The following is a 23,503-nucleotide window of genomic DNA, read 5'->3' as shown; positions in this document are numbered from 1 at the left end:
GACTGCACCATGAGTGACAAGCCTGGATACCGGCGCCCGCAAGCGGGCACTCAACCTGATTACCTGCACCCGGCCTACCAGTCGACGAACCTGCGTTCGCCGTCCCAGCCGTTGGTGTTCCTGCCCCATTCCTTGTCGGAAATCACTGGTCCGACGATCGGCGCCGAGCGTGTCAACGAGAAGGACAATGACCTCACGGCCCAGCATGAAGGCGAGCCCCAGGGCGAGCGCATCATCATTCATGGTCGTGTGCTCGACGAAAACGGCCTGCCGGTGCCGGGCATTCTGGTGGAAATCTGGCAGGCCAACGCCGCCGGTCGCTACAACCACAAGCGCGACCTGCACGATGCGCCACTGGACCCGAACTTCACCGGTACCGGCCGCACCGTCACCGACGCCGATGGCTGGTACCAGTTCCAGACCATCAAGCCCGGTGCCTATCCGTGGGGCAACCACCACAACGCGTGGCGCCCAGCACATATCCACTTTTCGCTGTTCGGCCCGAGCGTGCTGACGCGGCTGGTCACGCAGATGTACTTCCCCGGCGACCCGCTGCTGGAATACGACCCGATCTACAACTGCGTGCCGGACACTTCGGCCAAGCAACGTTTGATCGCCAGCTTCGACCTGGAAAAAACCATTCCTTCCTATGCCCTCGGCTACCGCTGGGACATCGTCCTGCGCGGCCGCGACGCTACGCCGATGGAGAAATGAGATGACACTCAACGCGACCACGTCCCACACCGTCGGGCCGTATTACCACATCGGCCTGACCTGGCTGAACCGCGAAGACCTCACCGTGAGCGCCACCCTCGGCGAACGTGTGGCGATCAGCGGCCAAGTGGTGGACGGCAATGGCGACGTCGTCAACGACGCCATGCTCGAAGTCTGGCAGGCCAATGCCGCCGGCAAATATGACCATCCGGAAGATGAGCAGGACAAAGCCGTCGACCCGAACTTCGAAGGTTTCGGCCGGGTGCCGGTGGATGCCGAAGGGCGGTTTCGCTTTACCACCATCAAGCCGGGTGCGGTTCCTGGCCTGAAAGGCACGACCCAAGCGCCGCACCTGGTGGTGCTGGTGTTTGCCCGTGGCTTGGTGAAGCACTTGATGACACGGATTTACTTTGACGGTGAGGCGCTGAATGGGGATGACCCGTTGCTGGCGTGTGTGCCTGCAGATCGGCGCGAAACCTTGATTGCCAAGCAGGATGCAGAGGGTGTGCATCAGTGGAATGTGATTTTGCAGGGCACAGATAAGGAAACGGTGTTCTTCGATTATTGAGGCTTCCTGTAGGAGCGAGCTTGCTCGCGAAAAGCCTGAGAGCGCCGCATTCATTCAGGCTGCCCGCGTCATTGTTGGCGATTTTCGCGAGCAAGCTCGCTCCTACAGGGATCAGGCTTCAGGCAACACCCATCCAAAAGTCTGCTTGCATGTCATGGTTGTTGCAAAGTATGTCTAGGCTACACACGTTCCCACTGAGTGAAAAAACATGACAACAACAACGAGTCACTACACCGGAGAAGAACGCAGCAAACGGATTTTTGCGATCGTCGGGGCGTCCTCCGGCAACCTCGTCGAATGGTTCGACTTCTACGTCTATGCCTTCTGCGCCATTTACTTTGCCCCGGCGTTCTTCCCGTCGGACGACCCTACGGTCCAACTGCTCAACACCGCCGGTGTGTTCGCTGCGGGCTTCCTGATGCGACCTATCGGCGGCTGGCTGTTTGGCCGGGTCGCCGACAAGCACGGGCGCAAGAATTCGATGATGATCTCGGTGCTGATGATGTGCGCCGGTTCCCTGGTCATCGCCTTCCTGCCCACCTACAAAGACATCGGCGCCTGGGCCCCGGCTTTACTGTTGGTGGCGCGCCTGTTCCAGGGCTTGTCGGTGGGTGGCGAATACGGCACCACCGCGACCTACATGAGTGAAGTCGCGCTCAAGGGCCAGCGCGGTTTCTTCGCCTCATTCCAGTACGTGACCCTGATCGGCGGGCAACTGCTGGCGGTGCTGGTGGTGGTGATCCTGCAACAGATCCTCACCGAAGAAGAATTACGCGCCTGGGGCTGGCGGATTCCGTTCGTGATCGGCGCCATTGCGGCGGTGATCTCCCTGTTGCTGCGTCGCACCCTCAAGGAAACCACCAGCAAGGAAATGCGCCAGGACAAGGACGCCGGTAGCGTGGCCGCGTTGTTCCGCAACCATAAGGCTGCGTTTATCACCGTGCTCGGCTACACCGCCGGCGGCTCGCTGATTTTCTACACCTTTACCACTTACATGCAGAAATACCTGGTGAACACGGCCGGGATGCACGCCAAGACCGCCAGCTACATCATGACCGGCGCGCTGTTCCTCTACATGTGCATGCAGCCGCTGTTCGGCATGCTCTCGGACAAGATCGGCCGTCGTAACTCCATGCTTTGGTTCGGCGCCCTTGGCACGCTGTGTACCGTGCCGATCCTACTGACCCTGAAAACCGTGACCAACCCGTTCCTGGCCTTTGTGCTGATTTCCCTGGCCTTGGCCATCGTCAGCTTCTACACCTCCATCAGCGGCCTGGTGAAAGCGGAAATGTTCCCGCCTCACGTGCGTGCCCTGGGTGTGGGCCTGGCCTATGCAGTGGCCAACGCGATCTTCGGTGGTTCAGCGGAATACGTGGCCCTGGGCCTCAAATCCATGGGCATGGAAAACACTTTCTATTGGTACGTTACCGGCATGATGGCGGTGGCCTTCCTGTTCAGCTTGCGCCTGCCGAAACAGGCAGAGTACTTGCACCACGATCTATAAGGGACGCGTTATGACGCTGCGCACGAGCAATCAACTGTTCGACGCTTACTTCACGGCGGGCAGCATGGCCGAGGTGTTCTGCGATCAGGGACGCTTGCAGGGCATGCTGGATTTTGAAGCGGGCTTGGCCCGGGCCCAGGCCCAGGTCGGCTTGATTCCCCAGGCCGCCGTCGCACCGATTGCCCAGGCCTGCCTGGCGTCGTTGTACGACGTGGATGCCCTGGGCGTGGCGATTGCCACGGCGGGGAATTCGGCGATTCCGCTGGTGAAGGCGCTGGGCAAGTTGATTGCCAGTGAAGATGCCGGGGCCGAGCGCTACGTGCATCTGGGCGCGACCAGCCAGGATGTGATGGACACCGGCCTGGTGCTGCAACTGCAGCGGGCGGTGGGGTTGATCGAGGCGGATTTGATGCGTCTGGGCGACACTCTTGCCGCCCAGGCCCAGCGCTATGCCGGCGTGCCATTGGCCGGGCGTACCTGGTTGCAGCATGCGACGCCGGTCACCCTGGGAATGAAAATCGCCGGTTGGCTGGGCGCTGTCACCCGCAATCGCCAGCGTCTGGCGCAGTTGAAACCGCGTTTGCTGGTACTGCAATTCGGTGGTGCATCCGGAACCTTGGCAGCGCTTGGCGAACAGGCCATGCCGGTGGCCGAAGCGCTGGCGGCTGAGTTGCAACTGACCTTGCCCGAACAACCCTGGCACACCCAACGGGATCGCTTGGTGGAGTTCGCCAGCGTGCTCGGCCTGATCGCCGGCAGCCTGGGCAAGCTGGGCCGTGATATCAGCTTGTTGATGCAGACCGAAGCCGCCGAGGTTTTTGAACCGTCCGCACCGGGCAAGGGTGGTTCGTCCACCATGCCGCACAAGCGCAACCCGGTGGGCGCGGCGGTGCTGATCAGCGCCGCTACCCGCGTGCCGGGCCTGGTCTCGACGATGTTCAGCGCCATGCCCCAAGAGCACGAACGCAGCCTGGGCCTGTGGCATGCCGAATGGGAAACCCTGCCGGAAATCTGCCGCTTGGTGTCCGGTGCGTTGCAACAGGCGTTGCTGGTGAGCGAAGGCTTGGAAGTCGACCCGCAGCGCATGGCGCAGAACCTCGACCTGACCCAAGGCCTGGTATTGGCCGAAGCCGTCAGCATCGTGCTTGCCCAGCGCCTGGGCCGCGAAACCGCGCACCATCTGCTGGAGCAGTGCTGCAAGCGTGCCGTCGCAGAGGGCCGTCACCTGCGGGCGGTACTGGCGGATGAGCCACAGGTCACCGCCGAGTTGTCTGCAACTGAGTTGGACCGTTTGCTTGATCCCGCCCACTACCTGGGCCAGGCCCACACTTGGGTCACCCGCGCCGTAGCCGAACACTTTGCTTGAGGAGACCATCGTGGCATTTGTACAACTCGCCGAGGGCGAACTGCATTACCAATTGGACGGGCCTAAGGATGCGCCCGTGCTGGTGCTCTCCAACTCGTTGGGCACCGACCTGCACATGTGGGACATCCAGATCCCGGTCTTCACCCAACATTTTCGCGTGCTGCGTTTCGATACCCGTGGCCATGGCAAGTCCCTGGTGACTCCAGGCCCCTACAGCATCGAGCAACTCGGTCAGGATGTGATCGCGCTGCTGGATGCTCTGGATATCCAACGCGCGCATTTCTGTGGGCTGTCCATGGGCGGCTTGATCGGCCAATGGCTGGGCATCCATGCTGGCCAGCGTCTGCAGCGCCTGGTGGTGTGCAACACCGCCGCAAAGATCGGCACGCCCGAGGTGTGGAACCCGCGCATTGAAATGGTGCTGCGTGATGGGGCGGCGGCGATGGTGGCGCTGCGCGATGCATCGATTGCACGCTGGTTCACCGCAGACTTTGCAGCGGCCAACCCGCACCAGGCCAAGCAGATTACCGACATGCTGGCGGTCACTTCACCCGAAGGTTATGCCGCCAACTGCGCGGCGGTGCGTGATGCGGATTTCCGTGAGCAACTGGCTTCAATCAAAGTCCCGACCCTGGTCGTTGCCGGCACTGAAGATGCCGTCACACCGCCGGCCGGCGGTCACTTTATCCAAAACCATGTGAAGGGTGCCGAGTACGCCGAGTTCTATGCGGCGCACCTGTCCAATGTGCAGGCCGGTGCGGCGTTCAGCGACCGCGTGCTGGAGTTTCTGCTGGTGCATTAAACCTGCGGCGAGGGAGCTTGTTGTGGTGAGCAGCCTTGCTGTGGTGAGCGGGCTTGCCCCGCGCTGGGCCGCGAAGCGCCCCCAATAAAGGCGACGCACTTTTTCAGTTGAACGTGGAGTTGTCAGGTTTTAGGGCTGCTCCGCAGCCCAGCGCGGGACCAGCCCGCTCACCACAAGTAATCGATTTGAATACGGAGAATTTGTCGTGGACGAGAAACAACGTTATGCCGAAGGCCTGCAAGTGCGCCGTGAAGTGCTGGGCGATGCCCATGTCGATCGCAGCCTCAATGCCCTGACCGAATTCAACAGTGAATTCCAGGAAATGATCACCCGCCACGCCTGGGGTGACATCTGGACCCGTCCCGGCTTGCCCCGACACACCCGCAGCCTGATCACCATTGCCATGCTGATCGGCATGAACCGCAGCGAAGAACTCAAGCTGCACCTGCGCGCCGCCGCCAGCAATGGCGTGACACGTGCCGAGATCAAGGAAGTGCTGATGCAGAGCGCGATCTACTGCGGGATCCCGGCGGCGAATGCGACGTTCCACCTGGCGGAGTCGGTGTGGGATGAGTTGGGTATCGAGTCGCGCCAGGCTGACTGAGTTGAAATACAGTAAAAATGTGGGAGCGGGCTTGCTCGCGAAAGCGGTGGTTCAGTTAATACCTGTGCTGATTGACACATCGCATTCGCTAGCAAGCCCGCTCCCACAGTTAATCTTTACAGGGTTTCAAAAATCAGTGGGAGTCGGCGTCCCACACCCAATTCCACACGCCTGGCAGATGCACCTCTTCACTCACCTCCTTGACCGTACGCGCCAACGCCGCGCGCTGTAGCTGGGCGGTGTCGGTGTAGAAGGGCTCGGCGGCAGTCTTCATGCCGTTGATCCGGGCGCTGTCCAGCAGGATCTGCAAGTACTCCTGCATATGCCGCGCGGTGTAGCGGTTGATGTCGTGGAAGGTCACCACCACCGGTATCACCCCGTCCACTGTCGGCAACTCACCCAACGCAATGCGCTCGCGCACCACCGACAGTTGCCGGTATAAATTGGCTCGGCGGCGCGGGCTGCCGTTGAAGCCCCAGATCTTGCCGTCATTGGCGCTCAGGTCCGTCAGTAATACGTGCATGCCATGGCGCTGGTAGGCGGCGAAGGTGCGTCGGTCGTAATTCCAGAACGGCGGGCGCACCAGCACCGGCGGCGCGCCTGTGATCGCGGCAATATCGGCGGCGCCTTGGCTGAGGGTGCTTTCCAGTTCGGCATCGTTCAGCCAGCGGTGGTTGGTGTGAAACCCCGTGGCCGTGTGGAAGGCCAGGATGTGACCGGCCGCATACTCGCGCTGCATGGTCTTGCGGCCCCTTGCGCTGCCGCCGGAACGGGCTGCTTCGGTCTGCAAGAAGAACACCGCCTTGATCCCCGGCAGCACCGGGTTCTGCGCCAGGTCGGCGATCACCGACCGGCTCGGGTTGTTGTAGCCCGACGCGCTCGGGCCGTCATCGAAGGTCAGCAGGAAGCGGATCGGCGCCTGGGCTTGCAGGCGTTGCTCGGTTTGCGGCGTGAGGGCAATGGGCGCGCCGATGCAGCCGCTGAGGCTTAGGGCCAGGGCTAGCAGGGCGGACGCATAAGCGAAGGATTTCATGGTGTGCGCGGGCTCGAATGAAAGCCGCTGCTGATTCAGCTCAGCAGCGGCAGGCGCGCACCATACAGCAAGGTCAATGATGGTTTACAGCAGGCTTATCGGGTAACTGACGATCAACCGGTTTTCGTCGAACTCATTGTTGCTGTAGTCGCGGCGCATGCTGGAGTTACGCAGGCGCACATTGAGGTTTTTGGCCACGCCGCTTTGTACGGTATAGCCCACTTCGGTTTCGCGACCCCATTCCTTGCCGTCGGTGATGGTGCCGGTGTGCACGTTACTGCCACTGATGTAGCGGTTCATCAGGGTCAGGCCGGGCACGCCGAGGGCGGCGAAGTTGTAGTCGTGACGTACTTGCCAGGATTTTTCCTGGGCGTTGTCGTAGCTGGAGTTGTAGCTGTCGTTGGCCAGGGTGCCGCCGCTGGTGCCGTTGACGCGCATCCACGCGCTGTTGCCGGTGAGTTTTTGCAGGCCCACATAGAAGGTGTTGCCGCCGTACTTGGCGGAGAACAGGCCGGACCAGGTCTTGTTGTCCAGGTCGCCGGCGCGGGCGCTGCCGTCGTCCTTGCCGTAGAAGAAACCCAGGTTGGCGCCCAGGGTCCAGTCGCCGATAGGCTGGCTGTGGATCAGGTTGACGAACTGCTGGCTGTAGATGTCCTTGAGCTGCGCGTTCCACAGGCCGATCTGAGTGCGTTTGTCGTTGAACGCGTATTCGCCGCCCTGAAAGTTGAAGCGGTCCGAGGTGAACGCGGTTTTACCGAACATCGACATGTCAGTCATGCTGCTGTCGTCGCGCGGGCTGTTGGCGCGGAACTGGCCGCCGTAGAGGGTCAGGCCATCGATTTCTTTCGAGGTGATTTGCCCGCCACGCAGGGTTTGCGGGAGGGAGCGGCCATCGTCCGAGCGCAGGATCGGCAGCACCGGCATCCACTCGCCGACCTTCACTTCCGTCTTGGAAATACGCGCCTTGAACGCCACCCCTAGACGCCCGAATTCATCCGCCGGGCGGCCATCACGGTCCAACGGCAACAGTTGGGTACCCCCGGTGCCGCGTCCGCCATCCAGTTTCAACGAATACAACCCCAGCACATCCACGCCAAACCCCACCGTGCCCTGGGTAAAGCCAGACTTGGCATCGAGGATGAAACTCTGCGTCCACTCCTGCGCGCCGCCCTGGGCCTTGGTGGGGTTGGTGTAGTTGCGGTTGAAGAAGAAATTGCGCAGGTTGAGGTTGGCGCTGGCGTCTTCGAGAAAGCCGTGTTCTTCAGCGACGACGGGCAGGGCGAGACTGGCGACAGCGGTTGCCAGCAAGAGCCGGCGCGGGTGGAAAGTGCTCATGGTGTTTGACCTGTTGTTATTGGGTTTATGCAGGTGGCGGCCATGGTGCGGGGCGGTATGGGGGCGATGAAAGTGGGGGAGAGCGGGTTGTGGGCGATGATCGAACGCAAGTTGGTCACCCCTGAAAACAAAAAGCCCACCAAGAGGTGGGCTTTGTTGACGTAGGTGCTATCAGAACAACTTCAGCGCCGGTGCTTCTTCTTTCAACGGCTCATTCTTCGCGGTCTGCTCATTCCAGCCGCCGCCGAGGGCCTTGTACAGGTTGACCTCGCTGGTCAGCTGCGCCAGGCGATCGGTGATCAGCGATTGCTGGGCACTGAACAGTTGGCGCTGGGCATCGAGGAACGTCAGGTTGCTGTCGACACCAATGCGGTAGCGACGCTCGGCCAGGCGGTAGTAATCCTGGTTGGCCGCGACGAAGCCACGCTGGGCATCCAGTTGCTGCTTGTAGGTCTCACGTGCGGCGAGACCGTCGGAGACTTCCTGGAAGCCGGTCTGAATCGCCTTCTCGTAGTTCGCCACGTTGATCTCTTTCTGGATCTTCGAGTAGTCCAGGCTGGCGCGCAGGCTGCCGGCGTTGAAGATCGGGATGTTGATCTGCGGGGCGAACGACCAGGTGCCCGAACCGCCTTTGAACAAGCCGCCCAGGTTCGGGCTCGCGGTGCCAGCACTGGCAGTCAGGGTGATGCTCGGGAAGAACGCCGCTCGGGCCGCGCCGATGTTGGCATTGGCGGCCTTGAGGTTGTACTCGGCCTGGACGATATCGGGGCGACGTTGCAGCAGGTCGGACGGCAAGCCGGCCGGCACTTCGCTGAGCAGGTCATCCGACAGCGGCTTGCTGGCGATATCCGCCGGCAGGCCGGTGCCCAGCAGCAGGGTCAGGCTGTTTTCGTCCTGGGCCACCTGGCGGGTATAACGCGCCAGGGCAACCCGGGCGTTTTCCACCGAGGTGCGCGACTGGCTCAGGTCGAGGGCCGAGGCCACGCCGACTTCATTGCTGCGCGAGGTGAGCTTGAAGCTCTGCTCGTAGGCATCCAGGGTGTCCTGGGTGAGCTTGAGCAGTTCCTTGTCGGCCTGCCAGGTCAGGTAGGCATTGGCCACACTGGCCACCAGACTGATCTGGGTACTGCGCCGCGCTTCTTCAGTGGCGAAGTACTTTTGCAGGGCTTCTTCACTCAGGCTGCGTACGCGACCGAACAGGTCCAGCTCATAGGAGCTGATCCCGAGACCGGCCGAGTATTGGCTGCTGATGGTCGATTCGCCGGTCTGCGACAGGCGGGCCGGCGTACGCGAACGGCTGCCGCTGCCCGTGGCCGACACGGCCGGGAACAGGTCGGCGCGCTGGATCTGGTACTGCGCGGCATAGGCGTCGATGTTCAGGGCCGCGACACGCAGGTCGCGGTTGTTCACCAGCGCGGTCTGGATCAGCTGTTGCAGGGCAGGGTCATGGAAAAACTGCTTCCAGCCCTGCTCGGCAGCGGCCTGGCTCGGCGCCTGGGCCGACGAATACGCCGGCCCCTGCGGGAACTGTGCGGCCACCGGCGCTTCGGGGCGCTGATAGTCAGGTATCAGCGAGCAGCCACTGAGCACGAATGCCGTGACGGCTAGGGAAAGTAGCGACTTGCTCATTGGCCAGCCTCTTTAGGAGTTTCAGTAGTGTCAGTCTTTTTACGTTCGCCAGCAGCGGATACGGTTGCGAAGAACAATGGCACCCAGAAGATCGCCAGGACAGTGGCCGTGATCATACCGCCAATTACGCCGGTACCGATGGCGTGCTGGCTGCCTGAGCCAGCGCCCGAGGAGATCGCCAGCGGCAGTACGCCGAGGATGAAGGCCATGGAGGTCATGATGATCGGACGCAGACGCATGCGGGACGCCTCGATGGCCGACTCGACGATGCCTTTGCCCTGTTCGTGGAGCTCTTTGGCGAATTCCACGATCAGGATGGCGTTCTTCGCCGCCAAGCCCACCGTCACCAACAGGCCCACCTGGAAGAACACGTCATTGGACAGCCCGCGCATGCTGGTAGCGATCAACGCACCCACCACGCCCAGCGGCACAACGAGTACCACCGCAATCGGGATCGACCAGCTTTCGTACAGGGCCGCGAGGCACAGGAACACCACCAGCAGCGACAATGCATACAGCGCAGGCGCCTGGGAGCCGGACAGACGTTCTTCGTACGACAGGCCGGTCCACGCGTAGCCGATACCGGCCGGCAGTTCCTTGGCGATACGTTCGACTTCGGCCATGGCGTCACCGGTACTGTAGCCCGGAGCCGGGGTACCGAGGATTTCCATCGCCGCTACACCGTTATACCGCGACAGCTTCGGCGAACCGTAGATCCACTTGCCCGAGGAAATGGCCGACATCGGCACCATCTTCCCGGAGTCGCTGCGCACGTACCATTTGTCCAGGTCTTCCGGTGACATGCGGCCAGCGGCCTCGCCTTGCACGTACACCTTCTTCACTCGACCACGGTCGATGAAGTCGTTGACGTAGCTGCCACCCAAGGCGATCGCCAGGGTCTGGTTGATGCTCGACAGCGTAATTCCCTGGGCGCTGGCCTTCTCGTCGTCGACGGTGAGCTCGTACTGCGGCTCATCGTTCACGCCGTTGGGGCGCACACCGGCCAGGATCTTGCTTTGCGCTGCCGCACCGAGGAACTGGTTGCGCGCTTCCATCAGTTTTTCGTGGCCGACACCGCCCTGGTCTTGCAAGAACACGTCGAAACCGGTGGCGTTACCCAATTCCAGAACCGAAGGCGGCACGATGGCAAATACCATGGCGTCCTTGAAGGCCCCGAAGAAGTAACCCTGGGCACGCTTGGCAACCTCGAATACCGACATGGAAGAATCGCGTTCATCCCACGGCTTGAGCATCACGAATGCCAGGCCCGAACTCTGGCCACGGCCGGCGAAGTTAAAGCCGTTTACGGTAAATACCGACTTCACAGCCTTGCCTTCGCCCGGCTCGCCTTCCTTGTCGTGCAGCAGGAAGGCACGCATGTCGTCGATGACTTTCTGCGTACGTTCAGCCGAAGAGCCGACCGGGGTCTGCACCTGGGCGAAGATCACGCCCTGGTCTTCTTCTGGCAGGAACGCGCTTGGAATGCGGGTGAACAGCCAGATCATGCCGGCGAAGATGATCAGGTACACGAAGAATGCAGGAAACTTGTGCTTGATCATGTTGCCCACGCCGCGCTCGTAGCTCAGTACGCCACGGTCGAAAGTGCGGTTGAACCAGCCGAAGAAACCACGCTTGGGTTGGCCGTGCTTTTCCGGGTCGATCGGCTTGAGCATGGTGGCGCACAACGCCGGGGTAAAGATCAGGGCAACCAGTACCGACAACGCCATGGCCGAAACGATGGTGATGGAGAACTGTTTGTAGATCACACCAGTAGAGCCGCCGAAGAACGCCATCGGCAACAGTACCGCCGACAGGACCAGGGCAATACCCACCAGGGCGCCCTGGATCTGGCTCATGGATTTCACCGTCGCTTCTTTCGGCGACAGGTGTTCCTCGGCCATGACCCGCTCGACGTTTTCCACCACCACGATGGCATCGTCCACCAGCAAGCCGATGGCCAGGATCATGCCGAACATGGTCAGGGTGTTGATGGTGAAGCCGAACGCGGCCAGGATCCCGAAGGTACCCAGCAATACCACCGGTACCGTCATGGTGGTGATGATGGTGGCGCGGAAGTTCTGCAGGAACAGGAACATCACCAGGAACACCAGCACGATCGCCTCGACCAGGGTGTGGACTACACCGGAGATCGATTCGGTCACGACTGGCGTGGTGTCATACGGCACCACGGCCTTCATGCCTGGCGGGAAGAACGGTTCCAGGGACGCCACGGTGGCACGGATGGCCTTGGCGGTGTCCAGGGCGTTGGCGCCCGATGCCAGCTTGATCGCCATGCCGGAAGCCGGCTTGCCGTTGAACTGTGCACTGATGCTGTAGTTCTGGCCGCCCAGTTCGATGCGGGCGATGTCACGCAGGCGCACTTGCGAGCCGTCGGCATTCACCTTCATGAGGATCTTGCCGAACTCTTCGGCAGTCTGCAGGCGGGTCTTGCCGATGATGGTCGCGTTCAGCTGGGTGCCGGGCAGGGCAGGCAAACCGCCCAGTTGACCGGTGGCCACCTGTACGTTCTGGGCCGAGATGGCGGTGCTGACGTCTACCGGGGTCAACTGGTAGTTGTTCAGTTTGGCCGGGTCGAGCCAGATACGCATGGCGTACTGCGAACCGAACACCTGGAAGTCACCGACGCCCGCGGTACGCGAGATCGGGTCCTGGATGTTGGACACGATGTAGTTGGACAAGTCGTCCTTGGTCATGCTGCCGTCTTCCGACACCAGACCGATCACCATCAGGAAGTTCTTCACCGACTTGGTCACGCGGATACCCTGCTGCTGCACTTCTTGCGGCAGCAGTGGGGTCGCCAGGTTCAGCTTGTTCTGCACCTGAACCTGGGCGATGTCCGGGTTGGTACCCTGGTTGAACGTCGCGGTGATGGTCATGCTGCCGTCGGAGTTACTGTCCGAGGCGACATAACGCAGGTTGTCGATACCGTTGAGCTGTTGCTCGATCACCTGCACCACGGTGTCCTGCACGGTTTGTGCGGACGCGCCTGGGTAGGTCACCTGGATGTCGATGGCGGTTGGCGCGATGGCCGGGTATTGGTTGATGGGCAACTTCAGGATCGACAGTGCCCCGACCAGCATGATCACCAGGGCAATTACCCAGGCGAAAATGGGACGGTCGATAAAAAATTTCGACATGGGTTACTCCCCCTGGCCAGCAGCGGCAGCAGGAGCTGGAGCAGAACCGGCAGGCTTGGCGTTGTCGGCGTCCTTGACCTTGACTTCGATGCCCGGCTTGATGAATTGCAGGCCTTCGGTGATCACGCGGTCACCGGCGTTCAGGCCTTTTTCCACCAGCCAGTAGGCGCCGGCCGTGCGGTTGGCCACCAATTGACGCTGCTCGACCTTGTTGTCCTTGTTCACCACCATCGCGGTCGGGATACCTTTGATATCGCGGGTCACGCCTTGTTGGGGTGCCAGGATGGCCTTGCTGTTGACGCCAGCTTGCAGTTGGGCGTGTACGAACATGCCCGGCAGCAGCGTGTGGTCAGGGTTGGGGAACACGGCGCGCAGGGTCACGGAACCGGTGGTCTGGTCAACCGACACTTCGGAGAATTCAAGCTTGCCGTCCTGGCCGTAGTCGCTGCCGTCTTCCAGGGTCAGCTTGACCTTGGCGGCGTTGGCGCCGGCTTTTTCCAGTTGGCCGCTTTCCAGGTCACGGCGCAGTTTCAGCATTTCGGCCGAAGACTGCGTGACGTCGACGTAGATCGGGTCCAGTTGCTGGATCACGGCCATGGCATCGGTCTGGCCATTGCTGACCAGCGCGCCTTCGGTCACCGAAGAGCGGCCGATACGCCCGGAGATCGGCGCGAATACTTTGGTGTAACGCACGTTGATCTGGGCCGTTTGAACGTTTGCTTCCGCAGTCATGCGGTTGGCGACGGCGGTGTCGTATTCCTGGCGGCTGACGGCTTGTTCATCGACCAACTGCTTGTAGCGGTCGGAGATGGACTTGGTCTGGGTCAGGCTGGCTTGTGCGCTTTTCAGGGTGGCGTCGTACACCGACGGGTCGATCTGGTAGAGCTGTTGCCCTTCCTTCACGTCGCCGCCTTCCTTGAACAGGCGCTTGAGAATGATGCCGTTGACCTGTGGGCGAACTTCCGCGATGCGGTAGGCGGTGGTGCGGCCTGGCAGCTCGGACGTCAGGGTATAGGCTTGCGGTTGAATGGTGACCACGCCGACCTGAGGGGTTTGAGCGGGCGGAGCCGCTTCTTCCTTTTTACATCCGCTGAGCAGCGATGCCAGGGCGACGGCAGTGACCAGAGCGGTAACAGCTGGCTTAAGTTGCATGAAGATCCTCGAGTCAGGCGCGCAGAATGCGCACAAGAAGTGTGGAAGGGTAAAAAACAAGCACTGACTGGATAAGTAGCTTGCTACGCAATATACTTACGTTCATGGTTGTTTGTAAACTCTTGACAGGCTGCGCGGAATGTTGACAAAGCAACGCCCAAAGCCTCGATTTCATTACGTTCGGCACCCATGACGGTGTCGTCCCACAAATATTCGGATGATCGTTACCGACGGTTAATTCTGCGTTAACGATAGTCTCAAGTGTCCTGATTGAGGTTGTACTGCCATGGTTCGTCGCACCAAAGAGGAAGCTCAGGAAACGCGCAGCCAGATTCTTCAAGCCGCCGAGCAAGCCTTCTATGAGCGCGGCGTCGCGCGGACCACGCTGGCGGACATCGCCGCGCTGGCCGGTGTGACGCGCGGTGCCATCTACTGGCATTTCAGCAATAAATCCGATTTGCTCCAGGCGTTGCTCGACACGCTGCATGAGCCGCTGGACGAGTTGGCCAGGGCGAGTGAAAGCGAGGATGAACTCGACCCGCTGGGCTGCATGCGCAAGCTGTTGATTCATTTGTTTCATCAAGTGGCCCTGGACCCGAAAACCCGGCGCATCAACGAGATCTTGTTCCATAAGTGCGAATTCACCGATGAAATGTGCGATATGCGTCGCCAACGTCAGACCCATAGCCTGGAGTGCAACCTGCGCATCGGCCTGACCTTGCGTAACGCGGTCCATCGCGGGCAACTGCCGGAAAACCTCGATACCACCCGTGGCGCGGTGTGCATCCACGCCTACATCAACGGGCTGATCGGCCAGTGGCTGCTGGTTCCCGACAGCTTCCAACTGCATCAGGAAGCCGAACGCTGGGTGGATGCCGGGCTGGACATGCTGCGCTGGAGCCCCAGCCTGCGCAATTGAGACAAAATGCGTAATTGCATCAGGTTGTGTCAACAGTAAAGCCTAAGGACAGTCAATCGTCCTTCCGCCTGATCGGTGGGGTGACTTTATATACGGGCTGGCGGCGGGTTGATAGGTAGCCGCCTAAGTATTTTGTAGCGATTTTGTTGCAGGGCTGTGAAGGAATGTTACCCAGCGTCCATGAAAAAGCCCCGGTTCCTTCGAACCGGGGCTTTTTCGTTTCAGCTTTTTACATCACAGCGCCAGCGTCGGATAGTCGATGTAACCCACTGGGCCTTTGCTATAGAAAGTATCTGGGCGGGCTTCATTCAATGGCGCATCAGCCTTCAAGCGCGCTGGCAAATCCGGGTTGGCAATGAACGGCACACCCCACGCCACGGCGTCGGCTTTGCCTTCGGCCAGCCAGGCGTTGGCGCTGTCCTTGGTGAAGCGTTCGTTGGCGATGTACACGCCGCCGAAAGCCTTCTTGAGTTGTGGACCGAGGCTGTCGCCGGCTTCTTTCTCACGGGAGCAGATAAACGCGATGCCACGCTTGCCCAGTTCGCTGGCAACGTAGGTAAAGGTTTCCGCCAGGTTGTCATCGCCCATGTCATGGGAGTCGGCGCGCGGTGCCAGGTGCACACCCACGCGGCCAGCGCCCCAGACTTCGATGGCGGCGTCGGTCACTTCCAGCAGCAGGCGTGCACGATTTTCCAGGGAGCCGCCGTACTGGTCGGTGCGCTTGTTGGTGCTGCTCTGCAGGAACTGGTCGAGCAGGTAACCGTTGGCGCCGTGGATTTCCACGCCGTCGAAACCGGCGGCCTTGGCATTCTCGGCACCGGTGCGGTAGGCGTCGACAATGTCGGCGATTTCAGCGGTTTCCAGGGCGCGTGGCGTTGGGTAGTCGGCCAATGGGCGCACCAGGCTGACGTGGCCTTTAGGCTGGATCGCGCTCGGGGCCACTGGGCTTTCGCCGTTCAGGTACGACTCATGGGAAATACGCCCCACGTGCCACAGTTGCAGGAAGATCTTGCCGCCCGCGCCATGAATCGCCTTGGTGACGTTGGCCCAGCCGCGCACCTGGTCATTGGACCAGATGCCTGGTGTGTCCGGGTAACCCACGCCCAGCGGCGTCACGGAGGTGGCTTCGCTGAGGATCAGCCCGGCGGAGGCGCGTTGCACGTAATACTCGGCCATCAGCGCGTTGGGCACGCGACCGGCATCGGCACGGCAGCGGGTCAGCGGCGCCATGATGATGCGGTTCGACAGTTCCAGGTCGCCCAGTTTGATCGGATCGAAAATAGTCGTCATGGGGAAAGCACCTTTGTCTTTGAAGTGGATCAGTTAGTCGCGGGGGCCAGGTCGGCATCGCCGGTCTGACGGAAAGTAATCAGGGTCACCAACAGCGCGAGGATCGCCAGGGCCGCTGCGGCCAAGGGCACGCTGGTCAGGCCGAAACCATGGGCAATCACACTGCCGCCCACCCACGCGCCGAGGGCGTTGCCGATGTTGAACGCGCCGATGTTCAGGGTGGACACCAGGTTCGGTGCGGCCTTGCCGAAGGTCACCACGTTGATCTGCAGCGCAGGCACGGCGGCGAACGACGCGGTGGCCCACAGGAACAGGGTGATTTCGGTGGGGATCACGGCGACGCTGGTCCAGGTCAGTGCCGTGGAGACCACCGCCATGCTGATGAATACGCCGATCAAAGTGGCCACCAGGCGCTTGTCCGCCAGCTTGCCGCCGATGATGTTGCCCACAGTGAGGCCCAGGCCGATCAACAGCAGGGTCCAGGTCACGCCTTTGGGCGACACGCCGGTTACATCGCCCAGCAGCGGTGCGACGTAGGTGAAGAGGGTGAACATGGACGCGGCAAACAGCGCGGTCATGCTCAACGAAAGCCAGATGCCGGCGCCCTTGAGGGCGGTCAGTTCGGCGCGCATATCGAGTTTCTCTTCATCACGCTTGGCCGGCAGGAAGCGGATCAGGCCGATCAACGCCACCACACCAATCACCGTCACCGCCCAGAAGGTCGAGCGCCAGCCGGCTTCCTGGCCCAGTGCCGTACCCAGCGGCACGCCGAGCACATTGGCCAGGGTCAGACCGGTGAACATCAAGGCCACTGCCGAAGCCCGTTTGTTGGCCGGCACCAGGTTGGCCGCTACCACTGAACCAATCCCGAAGAATGCACCGTGGCACAGCGCGGTGACCACACGGGCAAACATCAACACGTTGTAGTCACTGGCCAGGGCGCAGAGCAGGTTGCCGATAATGAAGATGCCCATCAACGCTACCAGCGCCGCCTTGCGTGGCAATTTGGCGGTGGCCAATGCCATGAAGGGCGCGCCGATGGCCACGCCCAGGGCGTAACCGGTCACCAGCCAGCCGGCGCCGGGAATCGACACACCCAAGTCCGCCGCCACATCGGGCAACAAGCCCATGATGACGAACTCGGTGGTGCCGATGGCGAAGGCGCTGAGGGCCAGTATGAGTAGCGAGAGGGGCATTAGCGTTTCCTTGTTACAACGCGGCGCTGTCGTGCGCGCTGAGTTCGGTGGTGAGCGCCGCGAGGAAGGCTTGGATGGTGTCCTCGTTGCGTTTGAAAAAGTGCCACTGGCCGGCCTTCTGGCTGCTGATCAACCCGGCGCGTTGCAGGGTGGCCAGGTGGGCCGACACGGTCGACTGGGACAAGCCGCAGCGCTGGTCGATCTGCCCGGCGCAGATGCCGTATTCGTGGTTGTGCAGTTGTTCGGGGAATTGCACTTTCGGGTCTTTCAGCCAGGTGAGGATGTCTCGTCGTACTGGGTGCGCCAGGGCTTTTATTATTTCGTCGAGGTCGATGGACATGGCAGGTGCTCGGTGTCTTGCAGCGTTATATCGCGATGAGGCGAACTTTATATCGGTCTATCCCGATAGACCAATATGATTTTGATCTGAGCCTAGGCTCAATCGGTATATCGGGTTATAACGATACGTTGAGGGCAGTGGTAGACTGCGCACCATGAATTATCTCGCACATCTGCACCTGGGCGGCCAACTTCCTGCGCAACTGCTGGGCAGCCTCTATGGCGATTTCGTCAAAGGTCCCCTGCAGGGCCAGTTCAGCCCGCAAATCGAGTCGGCGATCCAGCTGCATCGTTCCATCGACCGCTTCACCGACAGCCACCCGCTGGTGGGGGAGGCGTTGTCACGCTTCAGCCTGACCCGCAGGCGTTATGCCGGGATCGTCCTCGATGTGTTTTTCGACCACTGCCTGGCGCGGGACTGGGCCTTGTATGCCGACCAGCCCTTGGAGCGTTTTACGTCGCAGGTGTACCGCGTGCTGGCGGCCGAGCCGCAATTGCCGGGGCGGCTGGCGCAGATTGCGCCGTATATGGCGGCGGATGATTGGTTGGGCTCGTACCGCGAGTTTGCGGTGATGGAGCAGGTGTTGCGGGGGATTTCCCGGCGCCTGACACAGCCCGAGGAACTGAGCCATGCCATGCGGGAGCTGCGGGAGCTGTATGAGCCGTTGAGCGAAGACTTCAGCGTTTTCTACCCGCTGTTGCAAGACTTCTGTAGGAGCGAGCTTGCTCGCGAAGATCGTCAACGATAACGCAGCGCTGTCAGCCAGCCCGTGGCGCCTATTCGTTTTTCGCGAGCAAGCTCGCTCCTACAGTGAATCGGGTTCAGGCGGCAATCAGCGCGCCGCGCGGTTCGGCTGGCTGCACCACCTCACCAAACAACGCCTTCTGCACTGCCTGCTGCGCCTGATACGCCAGCGCCGCACGTTCCTGCCCGGCGCAGGCAATCGGCTTGAGCACATGGATTTCCACATCGCCCTGGTCGTTGGCAAACAAGCGCATCAGGTGCGAGAGCAAATCATCGTCGCCAATAAAAGGCGCCAGCGGGTCGACTTGGCCGTCACGCAGATAACGGATCGCCACCGGTTGCAGCGACACATCCGCATCGATCGCACTGGCCAGCAAGCGCCCGTGGAAGGTGCGCAGGCTGCGCCCGTCGGTGGTGGTGCCTTCCGGGAACATCAGCAACGGATGCTCTTGCTCCAAGTGGCGCGTCATCTGCTTGCGGATCAACTGGCTGTCGCCCGAACCCCGGCGGATAAACAAGCTGCCAGCCTTGGCCGCCAACCAACCTGCCACCGGCCAGGTGCGCACTTCGGCCTTGGACAGGAATGACATCGGCGCCACGGCGCCCAGCAGCGGAATATCGGTCCAGGACACGTGATTGCTCACCCACAGCATCGGCTGCGTCGGCAACTCACCGTGCACCGTCACGCGAAAGGGCAGGGCGTTGGTCAGTCGCGCCATGAAAAACCGCGACCAACGCTGGCGCCGCACCATCGAATTGGCGATGCCCATGCGCTCGAATACCCCAAACACACTGGCCATGCTCAAGCCCAGCGCCACCACCACCAGCACGCGGGCAATGCGCCCGTAAACTCGCAGGCGGCTCATCACATTGCAGCCTTGAAGTGGCGCGCGTAACGCGGGCACAGCTCATCGCGCTTGAGCAGGATGAACACGTCGGCCACCTGGAAATCCTCATCCCAGCACGGCTCGCCGCAGATCTTCGCACCCAGGCGCATGTACGCCTTGAGCAATGGCGGCATCTCGGCGATCACGTTGGACGGCAGGTCCAGCGCCGGCAGTGGTTTTTTCGGTTCGGCACGCAGGTGTTCATTGCACAGGTAGCGTTCACGCAGGCGCTGCATGATTGCGTGGGCCTGGATGCCGCCATCGTGCATCGGGATGCTCGCGCAACCCATCAGGTAGCTGTAGCCACCCTGGTTGAGCACTTCGGCCAATTCGCCCCACAACACGGCAATGGTGCCGCCGTTGCGGTAGGCCGGGTCGACGCAGGTGCGGCCGATTTCCAGGATCGGGCCTTGCAGATGGAGCAAGCCATGCAGGCTGAATTCTTCTTCACTGTAGAACCGACCCAGGGTGCTGGCAGCCTGGTGGTCCAGCAAACGGGTGGTGGCCACCAGTCGACCGCTGTTCAAGTCCCGCACGCCGATGTGGCTGCAGTGAACATCATAGTCATCCATGTCCAGGCCCAGTTCCGCGCCTTTCAGCTTGGCGTTGAACTCGCCGCTGAACACGTTGAACCGCAGGGCCTGGGCTTCCTGCAACGCCTGCGCGCCAACCAGGCGTTCGGCTTGCAGACGGCGTTCATTGCCGGTGTCGCTGATGCGGGCGATCTGAGTCATGGCGAGTCTCCGAGTGCCGGCCACGATTTCGGCCGGTCGACTTTGTTGTCCAAACTCAGGCTATGTAGGCTCGGTGTCATCTCCATGAAGTTATGGTGACGCTTGGATGACAGCCCCCGCTGTCGCAAATCTGTCATCACCCTCGGCTAGGCTCGCGGGCTTGAATGCCCCCTTGAGTCTGCGTCCATGGTCAGAGGCCTGTTGTACGTCGCCCTGCTATTCGTCATCGTTACCGCCCACGCCGAAACATGGCCCGATAAAGACTGGGCCAAGGGCACACCGCTATCGGGTCCCGCTGTTGATGCCCTGGAGGCCTACGCCTTCCCGGCGCGGGACGACGCCACTCGCCAAGGCATCCGCACCGATGCGTTGCTGGTGATTCGCGATGGCGAGGTCATCTACGAACGCTACGCCGCACCCACCACCGCCAGCACCCCGCACCTCACCTGGTCGGTCAGCAAAAGCCTGATGGCGACCGTACTGGGCGTGGCCTACGGCGATAACCGCTTCAAACTCACTGACCCCGCCGCGCGCTTTTACCCGCCGATGAAACAGCACCCGGCCGTGACCATGGCCGACTTGCTGCACTGGGCCTCGGGCCTCGACTGGCAGGAAGATTACGAATACGCGCCGCTGAAATCCTCGGTGGTGGCGATGCTCTACACCCGAGGCCGCGGCGACATGGCCGACTTTGCCGCCGACACCGAGGCCGCCACTGCACCGGGCCAGGTGTTCCGTTATTCCAGCGGCGACACCAATATCTTGTCCGCCACCCTTAAAGGCATGCTCGGGCACAAGGCTTATATGAGTTACCCGTGGGATGCGCTGTTCAAGCCCTTGGGCATTCGCAATGCCACTTGGGAGACCGACGCCGATGAAACCTTCGTCGCCTCGTCCTATGCCTACCTCACCGCTCGCGACTTGGCGCGTGTCGGTTTGCTGATGGCGCGTGACGGTCGCTGGGGCGATCAACAACTGTTGCTCAAAGACTGGGTTGCCTTTAACCGCCAGCCCTTCGATAAATACAAACCCGGCCAGGACGAAGCCGTCCCCGGTGGTCATTGGTGGCTCAATAAAGGCGCGTCAAGACCCTGGCCCGATGCTCCCGCCGACACCTTCGCCGCCCTCGGTCATTGGGGGCAGGCGTTGTACGTGATGCCCGACGAACACTTGGTCATCGTGCGTTATGGCGATGATCGCGACGGCAGCTATCGCCATAACGAACTGCTCAAGCGCGTACTCGCGGCGGTGCAACCATGATCCGCCGTCGGCCGGTTACCAGTCTGTTTCTGCTGTTGTTGCTCGCCTTGCTGGGTTGGCTCTGGCACGAACGCGTCAACCTGCAAGCCTTCCCCGACATCATCGCGGCCTACACCGCCAAGGAGTACTGCTCATGCCGGTACGTGGCGAACAACCCGGCCGAATATTGCCGGGGGTATGTGAAGCAGTACGTGCCGACCAGCGCGTTCAGCGACAACCCGGAGCGCAGTGAAGTGACGGCGAGCGGGTTGGGGCGTACGCATGTGGCGCGGTGGTTGGGGGAGCGGCAGGGGTGTCGCCTGCTGCCGTAGGATTTACCTTTGCACGTTTCAAGCGCAACGTGCAGCGTCCTGATTTTGATGCCGCGCGCATGTAGTAATCTTGCAGGTGGCCGATGACATGGGTTGCGGCCCTTCAGAGGCAGAGCGGATGTTTCTGGCTCTAGCGCGTGTGGCTCAACATTACTTCAGGATGATAAGAATGCGAATGGGCATGGAGAAAAGCCATTTTTTTGAGGGTTTGATGATTGGATTGTTTTTGTTTTTTTTGAGCGCTTATAGTTTCCGGTCAAACGATAACGCTGCTATTTATATTTCTATCTGCGGGGCTAATGCACTTTTGTTTCCGTTCTCAAGGCGCGCAGTAGAAAACATTGTCTTCAGTGTTACCGGGAAACGCTTTTGGGGGTCGGATCCATTGAAGACGGCTGCATCCAATGGTGGGCACACACTGTTATGGCTGTTCTATTTTGTCTTCGCCGTTCCCCTTGGTGGGTTCTATTTGATGTGGTTTTACAGAAAAAAGTAATGCCCTCTAGCACGCTTCCTTACACAAGATTCGAACCAGTTATTCATGATTTTTGGCCGCCTGGTTTTTGGCGGCACTTCCCCCTCCAACGCAAGCAAGCTTGCTCACCACAGAGAGAGGCAAGCTTCAGGAAAACCATGTAATGCGGCAAGGTTCCACAGAGTGGAACCACCTTTGATTGTCCTCCTGCCCACATCGCGGTTAGCTGGCGATGTGCAGCAAACAAGAACGGGAACACCCGCCTGTGAGGAGAATCACCATGCGCCCACACCAGCACATCCTGGATTGGCTCAGCGACGTTGCCGGCGATTTGCACGCCGTACGCCAGGACATTCACGCCCATCCTGAACTGGGCTTTGAAGAAAACCGCACCAGTGCCCTCGTCGCCAAATCCCTGAAAGACTGGGGCTATGAGGTGCACACCGGCATCGGCAAGACCGGCGTGGTGGGCGTGCTGCGCAATGGCAGCAGTTCGCGCACCCTGGGCATCCGTGCCGACATGGACGCCTTGCCCATCATCGAAAACACCGGCGCGTCCTACACCAGCCAACACGCCGGTTGCATGCACGCCTGTGGGCATGACGGCCACACCACGATGTTGCTCGGCGCCGCGCGCTACCTGGCGGCCACGCGGCAATTTGATGGCACTTTAAACCTGATCTTCCAACCCGCCGAAGAGGGCCAGGGCGGCGCCGAAGCCATGCTGGCTGACGGTTTGCTGGAGCGTTTCCCCTGCGATGGCTTGTTTGGCATGCACAACATGCCGGGGCTGCCGGCGGGGCATCTGGGGTTGCGCGTTGGGCCAATGATGGCTTCGCAAGACTTGCTCACCGTGACCCTTGAAGGCGTTGGTGGTCACGGTTCCATGCCGCATCTGACGGTGGACCCGTTGGTGGCGGCGGCGAGCATGGTCATGGCGTTGCAGACAGTGGTGGCGCGCAATATCGACACCCAGGAAGCTGCCGTGGTCACCGTCGGTGCCCTGCAAGCGGGCCAGGCCGCCAACGTGATTCCCCAGCAGGCGCTGTTGCGTCTGAGCCTGCGCGCGCTCAATCCCAAGGTGCGTGAGCAGATGCTGGAGCGGGTGTTCGCCATTATCCACACCCAGGCCGCCAGCTTTGGCTGCACGGTGCAGATCGAACACCGCCCGGCCTATCCGGTGCTGGTCAATCACGCCGAAGAAACCGAATTCGCCCGCCAGGTCGGCGTCGCCTTGCTCGGCGCCGACGCGGTGGACGGCAACACCCGTACGCTGATGGGCAGCGAAGACTTCGCCTGGATGCTGCAACGCTGCCCCGGCAGCTACCTGTTCATCGGCAACGGCGTGTCGCGGCCGATGGTGCATAACCCCGCCTATGACTTCAACGACGACATCCTGCTGACTGGCGCCGCCTATTGGGGCGCGCTGGCCGAGAGCTGGCTCAAGCCTGCCTGACGACCTTCTTTTTCTGCCGCTGGACC

At 61.2% G+C, this 23,503-nt stretch carries 22 protein-coding genes and 1 pseudogene; 12 read left to right on the top strand and 11 right to left on the bottom strand.

Features of this window, described 5'->3' with window-relative positions; genetic code table 11:
* The first annotated feature begins 9 nt into the window (after nt 1-9).
* Both pcaH and pcaG read left to right on the top strand, forming a co-directional pair.
* Nucleotides 10-714, top strand: a complete 705-nt coding sequence (pcaH, locus tag ACP7C6_RS15040) for a protocatechuate 3,4-dioxygenase subunit beta (RefSeq protein ID WP_016975086.1) — start codon at nt 10-12, stop codon at nt 712-714.
* Nucleotide 715: 1 nt separating this feature from the next.
* The gene (pcaG, locus tag ACP7C6_RS15035; RefSeq protein ID WP_068935536.1) at nt 716-1,282 is read left to right on the top strand and encodes a protocatechuate 3,4-dioxygenase subunit alpha; all 567 of its coding nucleotides are present in this window, start codon (nt 716-718) and stop codon (nt 1,280-1,282) included.
* Between the two features lie 7 nt (nt 1,283-1,289).
* On the opposite strand, the pseudogene ACP7C6_RS15030 reads toward pcaG, so the two are convergent.
* Nucleotides 1,290-1,397 (bottom strand): annotated as a pseudogene (locus ACP7C6_RS15030) (outer membrane lipoprotein carrier protein LolA); the annotation flags it as partial.
* Between the two features lie 93 nt (nt 1,398-1,490).
* On the opposite strand from ACP7C6_RS15030, the gene ACP7C6_RS15025 reads away from it, so the two are divergent.
* From ACP7C6_RS15025 to pcaC, 4 genes are all read left to right on the top strand, one after another.
* Nucleotides 1,491-2,786, top strand: coding sequence for an MFS family transporter (locus tag ACP7C6_RS15025; protein WP_028619273.1), 1,296 nt, complete (start codon nt 1,491-1,493; stop codon nt 2,784-2,786).
* Nucleotides 2,787-2,796: 10 nt separating this feature from the next.
* Entirely contained in the window at nt 2,797-4,152 is a 1,356-nt protein-coding gene (locus ACP7C6_RS15020) for a 3-carboxy-cis,cis-muconate cycloisomerase (protein WP_068935538.1), read from the top strand.
* A gap of 10 nt (nt 4,153-4,162) precedes the next feature.
* Complete coding sequence (gene pcaD, locus ACP7C6_RS15015) at nt 4,163-4,954, top strand: 3-oxoadipate enol-lactonase (RefSeq protein WP_028619275.1); 792 nt, start codon at nt 4,163-4,165, stop codon at nt 4,952-4,954.
* A 205-nt stretch (nt 4,955-5,159) separates the two neighbouring features.
* Nucleotides 5,160-5,558: a 4-carboxymuconolactone decarboxylase gene (gene pcaC / locus ACP7C6_RS15010; protein WP_068935540.1), complete on the top strand. Its 399-nt coding sequence runs from the start codon at nt 5,160-5,162 to the stop codon at nt 5,556-5,558.
* A 133-nt stretch (nt 5,559-5,691) separates the two neighbouring features.
* Here the strand turns inward: pcaC and ACP7C6_RS15005 are convergent, their stop codons facing one another.
* The 5 genes from ACP7C6_RS15005 to ACP7C6_RS14985 form a co-directional block, all read right to left on the bottom strand.
* Nucleotides 5,692-6,591, bottom strand: a complete 900-nt coding sequence (locus ACP7C6_RS15005; RefSeq protein WP_068935542.1) for a polysaccharide deacetylase family protein — start codon at nt 6,589-6,591, stop codon at nt 5,692-5,694.
* Nucleotides 6,592-6,675: 84 nt separating this feature from the next.
* Complete coding sequence (locus ACP7C6_RS15000; protein WP_028619278.1) at nt 6,676-7,926, bottom strand: OprD family porin; 1,251 nt, start codon at nt 7,924-7,926, stop codon at nt 6,676-6,678.
* A 171-nt stretch (nt 7,927-8,097) separates the two neighbouring features.
* Nucleotides 8,098-9,555 carry an AdeC/AdeK/OprM family multidrug efflux complex outer membrane factor gene (gene adeC / locus ACP7C6_RS14995; protein WP_311894947.1) on the bottom strand — a complete coding sequence of 486 codons (1,458 nt, stop codon included), beginning with the start codon at nt 9,553-9,555 and terminating at the stop codon, nt 8,098-8,100.
* The gene (locus tag ACP7C6_RS14990) at nt 9,552-12,713 is read right to left on the bottom strand and encodes an efflux RND transporter permease subunit (RefSeq protein ID WP_028619279.1); all 3,162 of its coding nucleotides are present in this window, start codon (nt 12,711-12,713) and stop codon (nt 9,552-9,554) included. Before ACP7C6_RS14990 ends, adeC begins: the two co-directional genes overlap by 4 nt.
* Before the next feature lie 3 nt (nt 12,714-12,716).
* Nucleotides 12,717-13,865 (bottom strand): efflux RND transporter periplasmic adaptor subunit, encoded by a 1,149-nt coding sequence (locus ACP7C6_RS14985; RefSeq protein ID WP_028619280.1) that lies wholly within the window; start codon nt 13,863-13,865, stop codon nt 12,717-12,719.
* Between the two features lie 286 nt (nt 13,866-14,151).
* Here ACP7C6_RS14985 and ACP7C6_RS14980 point away from each other — a divergent pair, with 286 nt between their 5' ends.
* Nucleotides 14,152-14,784: a TetR family transcriptional regulator gene (locus ACP7C6_RS14980; RefSeq protein WP_010212311.1), complete on the top strand. Its 633-nt coding sequence runs from the start codon at nt 14,152-14,154 to the stop codon at nt 14,782-14,784.
* Between the two features lie 234 nt (nt 14,785-15,018).
* Here ACP7C6_RS14980 and ACP7C6_RS14975 read toward each other — a convergent pair whose 3' ends face one another.
* Genes ACP7C6_RS14975 through ACP7C6_RS14965 form a run of 3 tightly spaced genes read right to left on the bottom strand, consistent with a single transcriptional unit; the run spans nt 15,019 to nt 17,610 of the window.
* Nucleotides 15,019-16,074 carry an alkene reductase gene (locus tag ACP7C6_RS14975; RefSeq protein ID WP_028619281.1) on the bottom strand — a complete coding sequence of 352 codons (1,056 nt, stop codon included), beginning with the start codon at nt 16,072-16,074 and terminating at the stop codon, nt 15,019-15,021.
* Nucleotides 16,075-16,103: 29 nt separating this feature from the next.
* On the bottom strand, nt 16,104-17,270 hold the full coding sequence (locus ACP7C6_RS14970) for an MFS transporter (RefSeq protein ID WP_426108942.1): 1,167 nt from the start codon (nt 17,268-17,270) through the stop codon (nt 16,104-16,106).
* A 13-nt stretch (nt 17,271-17,283) separates the two neighbouring features.
* Nucleotides 17,284-17,610, bottom strand: coding sequence for an ArsR/SmtB family transcription factor (locus ACP7C6_RS14965; RefSeq protein WP_016975101.1), 327 nt, complete (start codon nt 17,608-17,610; stop codon nt 17,284-17,286).
* Between the two features lie 154 nt (nt 17,611-17,764).
* Here ACP7C6_RS14965 and ACP7C6_RS14960 point away from each other — a divergent pair, with 154 nt between their 5' ends.
* On the top strand, nt 17,765-18,358 hold the full coding sequence (locus ACP7C6_RS14960; protein ID WP_122814825.1) for an ACP phosphodiesterase: 594 nt from the start codon (nt 17,765-17,767) through the stop codon (nt 18,356-18,358).
* A gap of 73 nt (nt 18,359-18,431) precedes the next feature.
* Here the strand turns inward: ACP7C6_RS14960 and ACP7C6_RS14955 are convergent, their stop codons facing one another.
* Both ACP7C6_RS14955 and olsB read right to left on the bottom strand, forming a co-directional pair.
* Nucleotides 18,432-19,220 carry a lysophospholipid acyltransferase family protein gene (locus ACP7C6_RS14955; protein ID WP_068936501.1) on the bottom strand — a complete coding sequence of 263 codons (789 nt, stop codon included), beginning with the start codon at nt 19,218-19,220 and terminating at the stop codon, nt 18,432-18,434.
* Nucleotides 19,220-19,975: an L-ornithine N(alpha)-acyltransferase gene (gene olsB, locus ACP7C6_RS14950; protein ID WP_003172415.1), complete on the bottom strand. Its 756-nt coding sequence runs from the start codon at nt 19,973-19,975 to the stop codon at nt 19,220-19,222. The genes ACP7C6_RS14955 and olsB overlap by 1 nt, the downstream gene beginning before the upstream one ends.
* A 186-nt stretch (nt 19,976-20,161) precedes the next feature.
* Here olsB and ACP7C6_RS14945 point away from each other — a divergent pair, with 186 nt between their 5' ends.
* The 4 genes from ACP7C6_RS14945 to ACP7C6_RS14930 all read left to right on the top strand — a co-directional run bounded on the left by ACP7C6_RS14945 (nt 20,162) and on the right by ACP7C6_RS14930 (nt 23,477).
* On the top strand, nt 20,162-21,235 hold the full coding sequence (locus ACP7C6_RS14945; RefSeq protein ID WP_426108941.1) for a serine hydrolase domain-containing protein: 1,074 nt from the start codon (nt 20,162-20,164) through the stop codon (nt 21,233-21,235).
* A complete protein-coding gene (locus ACP7C6_RS14940; protein WP_028619286.1) occupies nt 21,232-21,546 on the top strand; it encodes a hypothetical protein in 315 nt (104 codons plus the stop codon). Before ACP7C6_RS14945 ends, ACP7C6_RS14940 begins: the two co-directional genes overlap by 4 nt.
* Before the next feature lie 76 nt (nt 21,547-21,622).
* The gene (locus ACP7C6_RS14935; protein WP_240039847.1) at nt 21,623-22,042 is read left to right on the top strand and encodes a hypothetical protein; all 420 of its coding nucleotides are present in this window, start codon (nt 21,623-21,625) and stop codon (nt 22,040-22,042) included.
* A gap of 259 nt (nt 22,043-22,301) precedes the next feature.
* Entirely contained in the window at nt 22,302-23,477 is a 1,176-nt protein-coding gene (locus ACP7C6_RS14930) for a M20 aminoacylase family protein (protein ID WP_068936498.1), read from the top strand.
* Nucleotides 23,478-23,503 lie beyond the last annotated feature (26 nt).

The organism is Pseudomonas sp. TWR1-1-4 (assembly GCF_049897165.1).
Lineage (GTDB): Bacteria > Pseudomonadota > Gammaproteobacteria > Pseudomonadales > Pseudomonadaceae > Aquipseudomonas > Aquipseudomonas canadensis.
Note: the sequence above shows the minus strand (reverse complement) of the source record. Positions and strands in the feature narration are given on the sequence as shown.

What these genes read in the sequence shown, in the direction of transcription:
- ACP7C6_RS15025 (WP_028619273.1), top strand. Translation starts at nt 1,491, where the DNA reads ATGACAACAACAACGAGTCACTACACCGGAGAAGAACGCAGCAAACGG.
- pcaH (WP_016975086.1), top strand. Translation starts at nt 10, where the DNA reads ATGAGTGACAAGCCTGGATACCGGCGCCCGCAAGCGGGCACTCAACCT.
- ACP7C6_RS14965 (WP_016975101.1), bottom strand. Translation starts at nt 17,610, where the DNA reads ATGTCCATCGACCTCGACGAAATAATAAAAGCCCTGGCGCACCCAGTA.
- ACP7C6_RS14980 (WP_010212311.1), top strand. Translation starts at nt 14,152, where the DNA reads ATGGTTCGTCGCACCAAAGAGGAAGCTCAGGAAACGCGCAGCCAGATT.
- ACP7C6_RS14940 (WP_028619286.1), top strand. Translation starts at nt 21,232, where the DNA reads ATGATCCGCCGTCGGCCGGTTACCAGTCTGTTTCTGCTGTTGTTGCTC.
- ACP7C6_RS14990 (WP_028619279.1), bottom strand. Translation starts at nt 12,713, where the DNA reads ATGTCGAAATTTTTTATCGACCGTCCCATTTTCGCCTGGGTAATTGCC.
- ACP7C6_RS14945 (WP_426108941.1), top strand. Translation starts at nt 20,162, where the DNA reads ATGGTCAGAGGCCTGTTGTACGTCGCCCTGCTATTCGTCATCGTTACC.
- ACP7C6_RS15005 (WP_068935542.1), bottom strand. Translation starts at nt 6,591, where the DNA reads ATGAAATCCTTCGCTTATGCGTCCGCCCTGCTAGCCCTGGCCCTAAGC.
- ACP7C6_RS14955 (WP_068936501.1), bottom strand. Translation starts at nt 19,220, where the DNA reads ATGAGCCGCCTGCGAGTTTACGGGCGCATTGCCCGCGTGCTGGTGGTG.
- olsB (WP_003172415.1), bottom strand. Translation starts at nt 19,975, where the DNA reads ATGACTCAGATCGCCCGCATCAGCGACACCGGCAATGAACGCCGTCTG.
- ACP7C6_RS15000 (WP_028619278.1), bottom strand. Translation starts at nt 7,926, where the DNA reads ATGAGCACTTTCCACCCGCGCCGGCTCTTGCTGGCAACCGCTGTCGCC.
- ACP7C6_RS14970 (WP_426108942.1), bottom strand. Translation starts at nt 17,270, where the DNA reads ATGCCCCTCTCGCTACTCATACTGGCCCTCAGCGCCTTCGCCATCGGC.
- ACP7C6_RS14975 (WP_028619281.1), bottom strand. Translation starts at nt 16,074, where the DNA reads ATGACGACTATTTTCGATCCGATCAAACTGGGCGACCTGGAACTGTCG.
- ACP7C6_RS14930 (WP_068936498.1), top strand. Translation starts at nt 22,302, where the DNA reads ATGCGCCCACACCAGCACATCCTGGATTGGCTCAGCGACGTTGCCGGC.
- adeC (WP_311894947.1), bottom strand. Translation starts at nt 9,555, where the DNA reads ATGAGCAAGTCGCTACTTTCCCTAGCCGTCACGGCATTCGTGCTCAGT.
- ACP7C6_RS14960 (WP_122814825.1), top strand. Translation starts at nt 17,765, where the DNA reads ATGAATTATCTCGCACATCTGCACCTGGGCGGCCAACTTCCTGCGCAA.
- ACP7C6_RS15020 (WP_068935538.1), top strand. Translation starts at nt 2,797, where the DNA reads ATGACGCTGCGCACGAGCAATCAACTGTTCGACGCTTACTTCACGGCG.
- pcaG (WP_068935536.1), top strand. Translation starts at nt 716, where the DNA reads ATGACACTCAACGCGACCACGTCCCACACCGTCGGGCCGTATTACCAC.
- ACP7C6_RS14985 (WP_028619280.1), bottom strand. Translation starts at nt 13,865, where the DNA reads ATGCAACTTAAGCCAGCTGTTACCGCTCTGGTCACTGCCGTCGCCCTG.